This window comes from Bacteroides cellulosilyticus (assembly GCF_020091405.1).
Lineage (GTDB): Bacteria > Bacteroidota > Bacteroidia > Bacteroidales > Bacteroidaceae > Bacteroides.
Window position 1 is genome coordinate 2,162,519 of record NZ_CP081903.1, and the last position, 14,956, is coordinate 2,177,474.

A 14,956-nucleotide genomic window follows, 5' to 3' on the forward strand; every position below is an offset into this window, starting at 1 on the left:
TTCCTTATTTGGCTATTCCGTCGACAAAACCTCCCCTTTCGTAGATTTTATTTTCAGCTCTTCTTTCTCTCCCTTACATTTGCATCGTAATAAAAAAAATGACGCAAAATGAAAAGTACCGGAAGATTATGGTTATTAGCTGTATGTCTGTTGTGTGGACTGGTCTGCATGCAAGCGCAGGAACAGGAAAAGAAGCAATTGCCTCGTGAAGTTCCCTCACCGGAAAAGGCCGCCCGTAAAATGACGGACCGGATGAAAGAAGAACTGCAACTGACAGACAAGCAATATGACAAGCTGTACAAACTGAATCTGAAGGAACAACAAGAACATTTTGCAACCATGGCTGAAAGAGGAAGCGGCCAGCGTCCTTCAATGGGAGGGCGTCCCGGAATGGGCGGTGGTCGTCCGCCGATGAGAGTTCCGGGTGAACGTCCTGCAATGGGAAAGGACAATGTGGAGAAGATGCAGAAAGCTGCTGCCAAGAAGGAAAAGAAGATCAAGAAAATCCTGACGACGGAGCAATACGCTAAGTGGCAGGAAATGTGCCAACCACAAGAACCACCCCAGCCACAGGATCATCCTCACAAACCAAATCTGTAGAGACTCTCTCTAAATAGCGTTTTTTCATGTATTATTGACTGTGCCGTTCCACCCCCGTGAGGGGAGGGGACGGTTTTCTTTTTGCATAATTCGCCCCTACCAATTTGTGATTGTGCAAATTAGTAGGGGCGAAAGCCTTTCTCTTATTAAGAAGAGAAATATATTTTTATAGGGTCGAATGATTACTGCTTCTTGCTCAGCTTCTTTCTATATACAATCACCATTATCATAATACCTATCACCATCAGAGCCAGTGCTGCATAAGCGATGCCTTCCGTTACATGCAGGCTCTTCGGATCGAAGCGCATTTCAATGGTGTGCTTTCCGGCAGGGACGTACATAGAGCGTAAGATATAGTCTGCACGGGCAATGTCGGCAGGCTCTCCGTCAATGGTGGCTATCCAGCCGTCCGGGTAATAGATTTCGGAGAATACGATGACGCCGTCTTTAGAATTATTCGTTTCATAAACCAGACGGTTCGGTTCGTAACTTGTCAGACGCACGCTGGAAAGACTGTCTTTATGGGCAGTGGTAATACCTTTCAGAATATCTTTGAAACGAGCATCTACTACGGCAGTCTCTGTTGGCAATATGGTGTTCAGGGCATCAATTTCCTGGTTGGCATTGTCCACGTACTCCACATTGTTGACGAACCATGCATTGCCGTAAGCGTACGGATTCTTGATAGGAACTGTCTGCCCTTGTCCGGCAGGGAGGATGAAATACTTCGTGTTCAGCATATTCAGAACGCGGAACTTGGAAGCATCCACACTGTCCATCTCACCACCTGCGGTAGCAATATTCCGATAGGCTGCCTGCATTTCGGGTAAAATATGATGGTCAATCATTTCCTGATAACGTCTCAGTTTGGCTGCGTGATATCCACCTACGCTCTTGTGCCAGTAAGAAGTTTTATTCTCGCTGAATGCATCTCCGGAAAAACTCAATACGCGGTAATTCGGGTCAGTGTCTTGGAGGATGATTTCATCAGCTTGCGTTTTCTTAAAGGTGTCAACCTGGGCAGAACGGGGGACGAATTGGTCATCGTGCAGATAACGCTTGTTGACACTCCACATGTCTGCTACACAGAGAATAGCGATACCGGCAATTACGAACGACTTTCTTAGTTTTCCGCTGTAGTAAAGCCACAGCAACACGCAGCCAATTACAATGATAATGAAGCTACGCAGTGCGTCGGCGCTTACCATTGCAGCACGCATTTCTGCCAGGTTGGAAAGGATGCCGGATAGCTCATTTGCAGGAATCATCTGCTGATTGACTGCATTCTGCAACATCTGCGCTTCCTGTGCGGGGACGAAAGTTGAACTGAAAGCTCCTGGAATCACGGCTAATATCAAAGCTACACCGGCAGTCAGTGCCAGACTGATACCAACGAACTTTATCTTCTTTTTCAATACCTCCGGTTCGTCCAGAATCTTTTTCAGAGCAAAGATAGCTAGTAGTGGAATGGTAAATTCAGCAATAACGAGGATGGATGATACTGCACGGAATTTACTATACATGGGTATATAATCAATGAAGAAATCTGTCAGTGGCATGAAGTTCTTACCCCATGAAAGAACAATGGAGAAGAATGTGGCGCCGATCAATGCCCACTTCAATGGACCTTTGACGATGAAGCAGCCCAGGATGAAAAGGAATAGTACAAAAGCACCTACATATACAGGACCTGACGTCATAGGCTGGTTACCAAAGTATTGGGACAGTTGCTGGTAGAGGCCGGCATAGGTCGGATTGGCTTTTTCCATGGCTGTCTCATTCAGAGCGAGAGGAACGGAAGCACCACCTTTAAAGTTGGGCACTAATAAGGTCCAGGTTTCGCCGATACCATAACTCCATTGGGTGATATAGTCACGGTCCAGTCCGCTACTGGTCTGTTTGGCGGCGTCACCGGTTTCTACGAGCTCGCTTTTGCCGCGCATGGTTTCTTTGCTGTATTCATAAGTGTGATACAGGTTCGACAGATTGACGGATATGCCAATCAGTGCAGCTACCACAAGCACGCCGCTTGCCTTGAAGAATTGCGGTAAGGTCTTGTTGCGCCATGCATCTTCAAAGTAGGCTCCTGCAATGAAGAGGATGACAAACAGGAAGTAATAACTCATCTGTACGTGGTTCGACAGAATTTGCAGGGCAATGAACAGTGCTGTAACAATGCCTCCTGCCAGGTATTTACCCCGGTAAGCCAGTACGATACCTGCTATTGTAGGTGGTATATAAGCCAGCGTGATAAACTTCCAGATGTGTCCGGCAGATATCAGAATGAAGAAGTAGGATGAGAATGCCCACATTAATCCACCTAATCCTGCCAACCATGTAGGTATACCGAATGCACGCAACAGGATGAAAAAGCCGAGCATCAGGATAAATGTCAGGTTGACATACGTAGGCAAAAATAGTTGGTAGACCTTCTGTACCCAGGTTAACGGTTGGGTTGACTCGTAGCTGGGGGCTATCTGATAAGTCGGCATACCACCGAACAGAGAGTTAGTCCAGCGTGTATACTCACCGGTTTCTTCGCGATACTGAGTTGCTTCTTGTCCGGCACCTGCACCGGCAGCCGTGTCATGTTGAAAAAGAATGCGGTTTTCTATATCCGCCGGGAAGAAATAGGCGAATGAAAGTACTGCAAACATAAAGATGACCAGAAGGTCAGGGAGGAGCTTCTTCATAAAAACGGAGCTTTTATGAAATGAAGAATGAGGAATGAAGAATGAAGAATTGGCTGCGCTGTAATGCCGCATGGTAATTCTTCATTCTTCATTCTTCATTCTTCATTTCGTTATTAATAACGATAGTGTTCGGCCTTATACGGCCCGTCTACATTCACGCCTATATAGGCAGCTTGTTCGGGAGTAAGCTTCGTCAGCTTTACACCGATTTTCTCAAGGTGCAGGCGTGCTACTTCCTCATCGAGGTGTTTAGGCAGACGGTAAACACCGGTTTCGTATTTCTTGTTGAACAACTCGATCTGAGCCAATGTCTGGTTGGTGAATGAGTTGCTCATAACGAATGACGGGTGTCCGGTAGCACAACCCAAGTTCACCAGACGACCATCAGCTAACAGAATAATGCTGTGTCCGTCAGAGAAATAATAGCGGTCTACCTGTGGCTTGATGTTAACGCATTTGATACCGGGATAATGTTTAAGAGCATCCACCTGGATTTCATTGTCGAAGTGACCGATGTTGCAGACAATAGCCTGATCCTTCATCTGCGTCATGTGGTCGATACGGATAATGTCGATATTGCCTGTGGTGGTAACAAAAATATTGCCTTGTGTGCAGGCTTCTTCCATGGTTACTACTTCAAAGCCCTCCATAGCGGCTTGCAGAGCGCAAATCGGGTCTACTTCCGTAACCAGTACGCGGGCACCGTATGAACGCATGGAATGTGAACACCCCTTACCTACATCACCATATCCGCAGACTACCACTACCTTACCGGCAATCATTACATCCGTAGCGCGCTTGATGCCATCGGCTAAAGATTCGCGGCAGCCGTAGAGGTTATCGAATTTGGATTTCGTTACAGAGTCGTTTACATTGAATGCCGGGAACAGTAATTTACCTTCTTCCTGCATCTGATACAGACGATGTACACCTGTCGTCGTTTCTTCGGAAACACCACGTACTTCGGCTGCTACACGTTGCCAGCGAGTAGGATCTGCGGCCAGTACGCACTTCAGAATTGCATTCAGTTCTATTTCATCTTCTGCATGGACTTCTTTGTCCAGGATAGAAGCAGTGCTTTCGGCTTCATATCCCACATGTATCATCATGGTAGCGTCACCGCCATCGTCAACGATTACCGTAGGGCCTTTACCACCGGGGAAGTTCAGTGCCTGAAGCGTACACCACCAGTAGTCGGCCAACGTTTCGCCTTTCCAGGCAAATACAGGTACTCCACTTGCGGCAATAGCAGCTGCGGCATGGTCTTGAGTCGAATATATGTTGCATGAGCACCAGCGTACTTCGGCACCCAGTGCCACGAGGGTTTCAATCAGTACCGCCGTCTGGATGGTCATGTGCAGGGAACCCATGATACGAGCACCTTTCAACGGTTTTGTTTCTCCATACTTTTCGCGAAGAGCCATAAGGCCGGGCATTTCTTGTTCTGCCAGATCGATTTCCTTGCGACCGAAGTCGGCAAGCGTAATGTCTGCCACCTTGTAGGGCAGAGTAGAGAATAATTCTTTAGACATATCTATCAATGATTTAAAATAAAAAGTGATGCAAAGATAGAACATTCTGATTAGTAGGACAAAAGCTATTGGTTTTTTTTAAATAAAAGCCTGCAATATATGTTGATATAATTGAAAAGATATGTTATATTTGCTCCCCTAAAATAACACTCTACAACATATCTACCTTGAAATGAGGGATTATAAAGATAAAACGAAAGAAGAACTGCTGGAGATAATCCGGGAACTGGAAGAACAGCTGGCAAGCCGCTCCCTGCTGACCGATCCTTGTCCGGATGAAGAGCCAGAACGCTTCCGTGAGAAATATGGTAAGGAAATACTGGAGGCTATCCCTGATATGTTGACGGTTTTTGATCGTAATCTGGACTACATAGAACTACTTTCTTCTCCTGATACCAATCACGTGGAAGGTCTGTCCGGTAAAGATAAGTCGCATCCTAACTTGAAGGATATAGTGCCGGAATCAGAATATCGTAAGATTCGTGCTAATATGGAAAGAGTGGTGCGTACCGGTTTCCCCAGTATAGGGGAGCATTCGTTACAGTTTGAAGGTGAGACACATCATTACGAGAATCTGGTATGTCCACTGGGAGATAAATACTTGTTGTGTATGTGCCGGGACGTGACGAGCCGGGAAAATGCACAGCGTGAGTTAGCCGCTGCCCGTGTAAAAGCTGAAGAATCCGACCGCTTGAAATCGGCATTCCTTGCAAATATGAGTCATGAGATTCGTACGCCTCTGAATGCGATTGTAGGATTCTCAAGATTGGTTATTGATCCGGGGCATGATGGAGACAAGGATGATTACTGCAATATTATCGAGCAGAATTCAGAATTGCTGTTGTGTCTGTTTAATGATATTCTGGATTTGTCCGCTATGGAGGCGGGTTCTTTGGGGTTTGTTAAGGAGAAAGTAAATGTGTATGCAGCCTGTCTTGAAGAATATGAAAGGCATCGGATGAAAGTTAATAAGGGTGTGAAACTGGTACTGGATGATGTCGACAAGAATCTATATGTTATCGGAGATAGGATGCGAATCATGCAGGTGTTGATGAACCTGTTAAGTAATGCCGCTAAATTTACTCCGTCCGGAGAGATTCACTTCGGTTATCAGCTTCGGGGAAATGTCGTACAATTCTATGTCAAAGATACGGGTATCGGTATTCCGGCCAATCGGGTAGCTAAGATATTCGAACGTTTCGGTAAGATTAATAACTTTGCGCAGGGGACCGGACTGGGACTGACAGTTTCTCGTATGCTGGTGGAACGGATGGGTGGACGTATTTGGGTACGTTCAGGAGAAGGAATAGGGACGACGTTTTACTTTACGCTGCCGATGACTTAAAGATATTATAAACCAAAGAACCTGCTCTCTTTCATACTTTAGAGAGCAGGTTCTTTGTTCTTTGAAGGGCTGCCAGAGATTAAAATCAGATGATCTCTATCCCCTGTTCCTTACAAAGCTGTAGCCCTACATCTTTCAGTTTGAATTTTTGTATCTTACCGCTGCCCGTCATAGGGAATTCGTCAATAAAGAAAACATATTTCGGTATCTTGTAACGTGAAATCTTACCGGTACAGAAGTCACGTACATCCGATTCGTGTATATCCGCTCCTTCCTTCAATATAATGAAAGCACCTACTTCTTCGCCATATTTCTTCGATGGAATGCCTGCCACTTGCACATCCTTCACGCCTTCCAGTTTATAGAGGAACTCTTCAATCTCTCGCGGATAGATGTTTTCGCCACCACGGATAATCATATCTTTGATGCGCCCGGTGATGCGGTAATTGCCGTCTTCATCTTTCACGCCAAGGTCACCGGAGTGAAGGAAACCGTTCTTGTCGATTACTTCGGCTGTGGCTTGCGGATTCTTATAGTAACCTTTCATGTTGTTATAGCCCCGGTTGCACATTTCGCCTTGCACACCCACCGGACATTCTTCTCCGGTTTCGGGATCAATCACCATGACTTCTGTGTGTTCGAAATCGTGTCCTACGGTATTGCAACGAACATCGAATGGGTCGTCAATGCGTGAGGCTGTCATGCCCGGTGATGTTTCTGTCAGACCATACACACTCGTAACTTTCATATACATCTTTTCTTCCACCTGCTTCATCAATTCCACCGGACAGAGTGAGCCGGCCATGATGCCGGTGCGCAGGCTGGACATGTCGAACATATCGAACATTGGATGGTGCAACTCGGCAATGAACATCGTGGGTACACCGTACAGAGCCGTGCAGCGTTCCTTATGTATAGAGGCGAGGACTACCAGTGGGTTGAAGCGTTCCACCATTACTTCCGTACAGCCATGTGTCAGACAGTTCATGGTGGCAAGTACTACACCGAAGCAGTGGAAGAGGGGGACACAAACGCATAACTTATCGTCGCTGGTGAACTTCATGTGTTCTCCTGTCAGATAGCCATTGTTAGCTATGTTATAGTGGGTGAGCATAACGCCTTTCGGGAATCCGGTGGTGCCGGATGTGTATTGCATATTCACTACATCATGGCAGGTTACCTGACTTTTCAGATTATTCAGACATTCGTCTTCCACATTGTTACCCAATAAGAGGATTTCGGCTGTATTGTACATACCGCGATGTTTCTCCTGGCCTACATAAACAACGTTGCGCATGTGCGGGAAGCGTTGGCTCTTCAGATGTCCGCGTTCGCAGGTTTTCAGTTCCGGCAGCATGGTGTAAGTCATTTGCACGAAGTCGCTGTCTTTTTCACCATTCACAATGCAAAGGGTGTGCATATCTGAGTTTTCGCACAAGTATTCCAGTTCTGCTTGTTTGTAGTTGGTGTTTACGGTGACATAGACGGCACCTATTTTGGCGCAGGCATACAGAAGAGTAAGCCAGTCGGGTACATTAGCGGCCCATATACCTACATGGGTACCGCGTTCCACTCCGATAGAAATTAGTCCTTTTGCCATGTCGTCTACCCGGCGGTTGAACTGGCTCCAGGTGAAGCGCAGGTTACGGTCGGAATAAACGATATATTCTTTGTCGGGCGTAGTTTCTGCCCAATGCTCCAGCCATTGGCCGAGCGTTCTTTCGTATAACATAGAAATAAGAATTAAGAATGAAGAATGAAGAATTGAGCTGCGCTATAAGGATGCCGCATGGCTAATTCTTCATTCTTTATTCTTTATTATTAATTTAAATCGGTGTATAGATTACTGCAAGAATCTTGGCAGCCTGTCCTTCATAAGCATGCACGTGGTGGGGAACGATGGAGTCGTAATAGATGCTATCTCCTTCTTCAAGCAGATATGTATTTTTGCCGTAACTTATTTCCATGATACCTTCCATAACCATTATAAACTCTTCACCTTCGTGAGAGGAGAGTACGAAATCACTATCTTCCGTAGCAGCTACATCGATGATAAACGGCTCCATGTGCCGGTCCGCTTTCGACTTGGACAGGGAATGATATTCCATGTGCTTACGGCTCTGGATAGCATTATTGGAGAAGCTGATACTGTCTTTGGCTTCCGTCTTGCGGCAGATGGCCGGACCCGTTTCATCCTGATCGTCAAGGAAAGTCCCCAGGCGTACACCCAGAACACGTGCTATTTTGATAAGTGGAGCCAGTGATGGCAAGTCAATGTTATTTTCAATGCGTTCAATCTGTTCTACGGCTAAACCGGAACGTTCGGCCAATTGCTCAATGCTGATTGACTGGCTTTCACGGAGTGACTTTATCTTTTCTCCGACAATCTTGCTTGTATCCATAATTAATAATGTTTTTCGCCTATTAGGTTATAAATTGTATTGTTAAGGCACAAAAATAAAACAAACTTTTACTTGGTGCAACAATCCGTGCGGAAAAGTTTCGCGTCCGGATAAAAAGAGACTGTATCTTCTTCATGTCTCTCTTGTTTCTATAAGAAGGAAGAAGAGAGCGAAGAAGGCGCGATTTATCATTTTGACAATTTGTATTTTCTGTTGGCTGAGAGTGCGTTATATCCGTCCAGCAACCTCTACGCACCAAAGCAAGCAAACGAAAAGCCACAAATGACAGGCTGATAGTGTAATATCGAAATGTTTACATCTTTTTTAGGTTGAAATATCTACGCCAAAGCACACTTATAAGTCTTCGTCATGAAGCAAACAAGTGTTTTGTCTGTAAGTAGTAAGTCTTTTACCCGTAAGTAGTAAGTGTTTTACTTATAAGTAGTAACCCTTTCACCCATAAGTAGTAACCCTTTTTTGCATAAGTTGCCCGGAAATGCGGATGAATATGCGGAAATAGGGTATTCTTATTCTTTATTTATTCGCCGAATACTTTGGAATGCAACTTTATCAAAAGACATGCGTTAGATTAATCGGGCATATAGCGTTAATTTGATACGGAAAGCTATAAATTGCTAACTAATCTGCCAACCACTTCCATACAGGAATCACTTTTATGCTTATTCCATCCTGCTCAATAGTCTCTTCCTGATCTTTGCTGATAATTAAAGCGGTGCTTATGTTCATGAAACGGGAAAGGCTGACAAGGGCATTGACTTCCCTGTTTCGCGTCTGCTCGTCGCGGAGAGAATAGGAAACTTGGATAGCCAGCCCGGCGTCGGGAACTACGAAATCTACTTCTACATTCTTATTGTAATAAAAGAGTGCTTCTCCATATTGTTTATAGAGATGGATAGCTACAATATTTTCAAGTAGTTTGGTTTCCGGCTGAAAGAGGAACAGGTTGAGGATGCCGTTGTCGTAGAAATAATGTTTCTTCGTTCCTTCTCTCTGTGGGATGGAATCATTGAAATTGCAGAGAGAGAAGATGAGATAAGCGTCGTGCAGATAACCTAAATAGCTGGAGATTGTTTCGCGGGTCACTTTGCTTCCATCTCCTTGCAAGATGTTCTGCAATCTTTTGATGGCTATTGGCTGAAGTACACTATCGGCCAGCTTGCGTACTAACAGACGCAGGCTTTGTTCATTTCTTACGTTGTTTCTAATGACAATGTCCGAATAGAGTATTTTTTGATATAAGGAGGTGAGCCAGGCGCGCTTGTCTGTGTAACTGAAGCTTTCGGGTAAGCCTCCATTGTAGAAGTAACGCTACCCGTGATGAAAACTTGCCGTTTCTCATCTGCCAGCCGGCGTGCGAAGTGCTCCCATCCTTCTATATTCTGTATTTCGTCCAGAAAGATGATAGGCTCGAAGGCGAACATTTCTTTGTAACATTCTACAATCAGATGAAGTTCTTCCTTTTTAATATCCGTAATGCGTTCGTCCTCAAAGTTAATGAAGAGAATTTCTTGTTTACTATGTCCATCTTTTAGCAGTTGCTGTATATGCTGGTAGAGCATATAAGTTTTGCCGGCACGGAGGATACCCACAAATACATAATTACCATTTTCTTCAATGGATACTTTACGGGGCAATAGCTTCACCTGGCTAATGAACTCTTGCTGGTTCAGAATGATTTGTTTGATGATGTCTTTTTCCATACTTCAGCTTGCTTGACATGCAAAATATAGGAAATAATTCTATAAAGTGCATATTTTACTTGAAATGTGTCTTCTATAGAAGTCATAATAGGAGGAAGATCTGTCTTGTATAGCTTTTGTGCTTATTTATTGTATAAGGATCGGAGACATTTGGAAACAAAAAAGGGAAGCTTTTTAACGGCTTCCCTTTTTAATGCTTTTGCTGCAAGTAACGGATTACTTACGCAGACCGAGCTCTTTAATGATGGCACGATATCTGGTGATGTCGCGATCCTTCAGGTAGTTCAGCAACGCACGGCGTTTTCCTACCAACATTGTCAAGGCTCTTTCAGTACTATAATCTTTTCTGTTGAGCTTAAGGTGCTCAGTCAGGTGGGAAATACGGTATGAAAACAATGCTACTTGGGCCTCAGCTGAGCCTGTATCAGTGTTAGACTTTCCGTACTTGCCAAAGATTTCTTGCTTTTTAGCAGCGTCTAAATACATAACTTTTAATTAAATTGATATATAAATTTTCTCTTACGAGGCTGCAAAGATAGAGATAATCTTTTATACTGCAATGATATTCAATGAAATTTTTCTCTTGCTGCAACTATATCTAATGCAAAATTCGTACCTTTGCATCCAAATATATAGGTATTGTATGCAAAATATTAGAAACATTGCAATCATTGCCCATGTTGACCATGGGAAAACGACGCTTGTCGACAAGATGCTCTTGGCGGGAAATCTGTTCCGCAGCAACCAGAGCACAGGTGAATTAATGCTGGATAACAACGACTTGGAACGTGAACGAGGGATAACGATCCTTTCTAAAAACGTTTCTATCAATTACAAAGGAACTAAAATCAATATCATTGATACTCCGGGACACAGTGACTTCGGAGGTGAAGTGGAGCGTGTATTGAACATGGCAGACGGATGTATCCTGTTGGTGGATGCTTTCGAGGGTCCGATGCCCCAGACACGTTTCGTGTTGCAGAAAGCTCTGCAGATTGGTCTGAAACCCATCGTTGTGGTGAACAAGGTAGATAAACCGAACTGCCGTCCGGAGGAAGTATATGAAATGGTGTTCGACCTGATGTTCAGCCTTGAAGCTACGGAAGATCAGTTGGACTTCCCCGTTATTTATGGTTCTGCGAAGAACAACTGGATGAGTACGGACTGGAAGACTCCTACTGATAATATCTTCGCGTTATTGGACTGTATTGTAGAGAATATACCGGCTCCCACGCAGTTGGAAGGTACTCCGCAGATGTTGGTGACTTCTTTGGATTATTCTTCTTATACCGGACGTATTGCCGTAGGCCGTGTACATCGTGGTACGCTTAGAGAGGGGATGAATGTATCTCTGGCTAAGCGTGACGGAAGTTTTGTGAAATCAAAAATCAAGGAACTGCATACATTTGAAGGTATGGGACGTGCGAAGGTATCGGAAGTTTCTTCCGGTGACATCTGTGCGTTGGTAGGTATCGAAGGCTTTGAGATCGGTGATACGATCTGTGACTTTGAAAATCCGGAAGCATTGCCGCCTATCGCTATTGACGAACCGACTATGAGTATGTTGTTCGCCATTAATGATTCTCCTTTCTTCGGTCGTGATGGTAAGTTTGTGACTTCTCGTCATATCCATGACCGTTTGATGAAGGAATTGGATAAGAACCTTGCCTTACGCGTACGTAAAAGTGAAGAAGATGGTAAATGGGTAGTTTCCGGTCGTGGTGTACTTCATCTTTCTGTATTGATTGAAACCATGCGTCGTGAAGGTTATGAGCTTCAGGTTGGTCAGCCGCAGGTTATCTTCAAGGAGATTGACGGTGTGAAGTGTGAGCCGATTGAAGAACTGACAGTAAATGTCCCCGAAGAATATTCCAGTAAGATTATCGATATGGTAACCCGTCGTAAGGGTGAGATGGTGAAGATGGAGAGTGCAGGCGAACGTGTAAACCTGGAATTCAATATGCCTTCGCGTGGTATCATCGGTTTGCGTACAAATGTACTGACTGCTTCTGCCGGTGAAGCTATTATGGCACACCGTTTCAAGGAATACCAACCGCACAAAGGTGAAATCGAACGTCGTACCAACGGCTCTATGATTGCCATGGAAACGGGAACAGCTTTTGCTTATGCCATTGATAAATTGCAGGATCGTGGTAAGTTCTTTATCTTCCCACAGGAGGACGTGTATGCCGGACAGGTGGTAGGTGAGCACTCTCATGATAACGACCTCGTGATTAATGTTACGAAATCCAAGAAGTTGACGAATATGCGTGCTTCCGGTTCGGATGATAAAGTTCGTCTGATTCCGCCTGTACAGTTCTCTTTGGAAGAGGCTTTGGAATATATCAAGGAAGATGAGTACGTAGAGGTTACACCGAAGGCAATGCGTATGCGTAAAGTGATTCTGGACGAGATAGAACGTAAACGTGCGAATAAGAATTAAAGAATAGTGGAGATGGGTTAATAAACTTATCAAACCTAACGGAAAAGTAAAGGTGGACTTTCAAATCGAATGCCCACCTTTTCTTTTTTATTTTAGTTTCCTCCTTGCCAGGGTAAATCTTCCTGGGCACTGTTTTCCAGTTCGGTTTCTTCTACATGGATGCTTACATTGCTTCCTGTACCAAAATGATCGATATCGGAAATGACAATCGTATGCATATAATTTCTCTTGAAATTGATAGCATAGTTTAATATATCCTCGGCTTCTTTTCCTGTCCGGTGCACGGTGACTTTAACACGGGCGTTATCAGTCAGAATCTTTCCTGTTTCAACAAGAGTCGTCAAGGTTCTCATAGAAACCATAAGCTCGGGTGATTCTTTCTTATCAGGAGTCAACCATACAGTCGGTGCACCATCTATTTGGATTTCCAGTTTACAATCAGCTTGTAATCCGTTCTGTTTGAATTGTACACCGAAATACCGGCGATAAACTTCCAGTGTATTTGTCTGGTCGGCCGTTACGGTCAGCTTGTCGATGAGACCATGGTATCTTTGAATAAAAGGACGGGTATAATTGCTCTGTCCGCTGGTTCCTATTTTGGAGTTTTCAAGATCGAAAAGATATTCTTGTGTGCCATCCGGTCGTTCGGCTGTAATGAACTTATTGGTGATTGTACCTAACTTTGGATCGTTTCCTTTGCTGAGTGTCAGTGGATAAAGTGTCCCATCTTTAGTCAATAATGAGTCCTTTCCTTCTTTTATCATAGTACACGAGATGCGGTATTGATATCCGTCGAGGACATTCAACTTCAGATTCCCTGCTTTGATATTGTCAAAGATGCCATAAGCATAAGGCTTTTGAGTGACTGACCCGTTGGGATTCTGTATGAGCATGGCTACATTTATACCAAAAATCTCTTTCGAAGCATCGGCACGGCTCATTGGTTTTTCTGTGAGGGAACACTCGCCACCTATATTAAGGTCCAGCTCAGTGTAAGTAGGCTCTTTCTCTTTATAAACATCTTCTCCTTTAAGGCAAGATTGCAGAATCTGACTTAGGACGACTAATCCCGCTAAAATTAAATGTTTTGTTTTCATATATCTGTTTGTTTGATTATCCAATGTTTTGATGTTCTTCTTCTGTGGGATCCAAATCGGTGTTGTCTCCTTCAAATGAGATAGAAGTATTTTCATCGTAATGCTTATCTATATTTATAATCTTTATCAGATTCTTTTTATTTCGTTGAATAGTAATGGATTGGTTTGAGATAATGCTAGTCCATTCTTCAGCGTTCTTTGGGCGGTAATAGACGTTGATAGGCAGATTTTCTGTGGCGTTGATATTGCCGTTTCCGATGTTGGCGACATTTTGTAGAGAAAACAGCCTCTCTTCCGACATGGAAAGGGAAGTGGTGGCATCGGTACATTCTATGAGAAATGCTTTGGCATTGCTGGTTTCTACTTTGATGGAATCTCCTATAGATAAGTTCTCAGCTGCAAATCGCAGGGTATAATATGCTCTTTTCAGTTCAATAGAAACGAACTTTACCGGACGATTGCCTTCAACTACGGGATCGGCATTGATCAAGTCAAGTGTTGCGCTGCCATAAAAGCGATGTGTGTCCGTAGGACGTTCACTGATGTCATTGGCTTCCAGGTGCATCGCTCCTTTATAAATGTGTTGATGGAAATTCTGGTTTTCATTTAGAGGATTGATGGAAATAACCAGCTTATTGGTGACAGCAGCATCTACCCGTTTATCTGTTGTGATAGAAAATGGGAGTCCGAAATATCCATTGTTGTTATAAGGAAGTTCATTCTTTTTCAGGAAGGTGCAGTCGAACCGATAAATGTATCCTTCAATCAGTCCGATGCTTATATCTGAAATATCTTCAAAAAGCCCAGTTGCATAAGGCTGAAAGGCAGAACCCTTTTTCCAGAAAACATTAACTGCATAAATACCGGCTTCCTGAACTGTAGCTCTGCTTAAAGGTTGTGAATCATATTCCAGAGAAGGTCCGATTTGTAGGCCTATCCAGATTTCTTTTCCATTGATATCAGGAGTATTATTCTCATCAGAGCACGATGAGAATAATATCATCCAGATAAGAGCTATAAATAAGCTATGTGTATCTGCTATTTTCATACATTTCAAGTGTTATCCTACAAATGTAGTAAATAATCTTATGCAAATGGAGATGACAATGCAGAATCTTTAAAA

Annotated in this window: 12 protein-coding genes; 3 read left to right on the forward strand and 9 right to left on the reverse strand. The window is 43.9% G+C overall.

Annotation, left to right across the window (positions count from 1 at the left end):
• The first annotated feature begins 108 nt into the window (after positions 1–108).
• The gene (locus tag K6V21_RS07475) at positions 109–600 is read left to right on the forward strand and encodes a DUF4890 domain-containing protein (protein WP_224321400.1); all 492 of its coding nucleotides are present in this window, start codon (positions 109–111) and stop codon (positions 598–600) included.
• A 182-nt stretch (positions 601–782) separates the two neighbouring features.
• Here the strand turns inward: K6V21_RS07475 and K6V21_RS07480 are convergent, their stop codons facing one another.
• A complete protein-coding gene (locus tag K6V21_RS07480) occupies positions 783–3,293 on the reverse strand; it encodes a YfhO family protein (protein ID WP_224321401.1) in 2,511 nt (836 codons plus the stop codon).
• A 113-nt stretch (positions 3,294–3,406) separates the two neighbouring features.
• The gene (ahcY, locus tag K6V21_RS07485) at positions 3,407–4,825 is read right to left on the reverse strand and encodes an adenosylhomocysteinase (RefSeq protein WP_224321402.1); all 1,419 of its coding nucleotides are present in this window, start codon (positions 4,823–4,825) and stop codon (positions 3,407–3,409) included.
• Positions 4,826–4,997: 172 nt separating this feature from the next.
• Between ahcY and K6V21_RS07490 the strand changes: the two genes are divergently transcribed.
• Entirely contained in the window at positions 4,998–6,170 is a 1,173-nt protein-coding gene (locus K6V21_RS07490; RefSeq protein ID WP_224321403.1) for a PAS domain-containing sensor histidine kinase, read from the forward strand.
• Positions 6,171–6,255: 85 nt separating this feature from the next.
• Here K6V21_RS07490 and K6V21_RS07495 read toward each other — a convergent pair whose 3' ends face one another.
• The 5 genes from K6V21_RS07495 to rpsO form a co-directional block, all read right to left on the reverse strand.
• Positions 6,256–7,902, reverse strand: coding sequence for an AMP-binding protein (locus K6V21_RS07495; protein ID WP_007219290.1), 1,647 nt, complete (start codon positions 7,900–7,902; stop codon positions 6,256–6,258).
• Between the two features lie 94 nt (positions 7,903–7,996).
• Positions 7,997–8,572: a helix-turn-helix domain-containing protein gene (locus K6V21_RS07500; protein WP_007211819.1), complete on the reverse strand. Its 576-nt coding sequence runs from the start codon at positions 8,570–8,572 to the stop codon at positions 7,997–7,999.
• A gap of 639 nt (positions 8,573–9,211) precedes the next feature.
• Positions 9,212–9,820 carry an ATP-binding protein gene (locus K6V21_RS26720; RefSeq protein ID WP_309493901.1) on the reverse strand — a complete coding sequence of 203 codons (609 nt, stop codon included), beginning with the start codon at positions 9,818–9,820 and terminating at the stop codon, positions 9,212–9,214.
• Complete coding sequence (locus K6V21_RS26725; protein WP_309493891.1) at positions 9,784–10,293, reverse strand: ATP-binding protein; 510 nt, start codon at positions 10,291–10,293, stop codon at positions 9,784–9,786. Before K6V21_RS26725 ends, K6V21_RS26720 begins: the two co-directional genes overlap by 37 nt.
• A gap of 216 nt (positions 10,294–10,509) precedes the next feature.
• On the reverse strand, positions 10,510–10,779 hold the full coding sequence (gene rpsO / locus K6V21_RS07510) for a 30S ribosomal protein S15 (protein ID WP_217715509.1): 270 nt from the start codon (positions 10,777–10,779) through the stop codon (positions 10,510–10,512).
• A 157-nt stretch (positions 10,780–10,936) separates the two neighbouring features.
• Between rpsO and typA the strand changes: the two genes are divergently transcribed.
• Positions 10,937–12,736 carry a translational GTPase TypA gene (typA, locus tag K6V21_RS07515; protein ID WP_007211823.1) on the forward strand — a complete coding sequence of 600 codons (1,800 nt, stop codon included), beginning with the start codon at positions 10,937–10,939 and terminating at the stop codon, positions 12,734–12,736.
• Between the two features lie 92 nt (positions 12,737–12,828).
• On the opposite strand, the gene K6V21_RS07520 is transcribed toward typA, so the two are convergent.
• The gene (locus K6V21_RS07520; RefSeq protein WP_224321404.1) at positions 12,829–13,833 is read right to left on the reverse strand and encodes a hypothetical protein; all 1,005 of its coding nucleotides are present in this window, start codon (positions 13,831–13,833) and stop codon (positions 12,829–12,831) included.
• A 16-nt stretch (positions 13,834–13,849) separates the two neighbouring features.
• A complete protein-coding gene (locus K6V21_RS07525) occupies positions 13,850–14,881 on the reverse strand; it encodes a hypothetical protein (RefSeq protein ID WP_224321405.1) in 1,032 nt (343 codons plus the stop codon).
• Positions 14,882–14,956 lie beyond the last annotated feature (75 nt).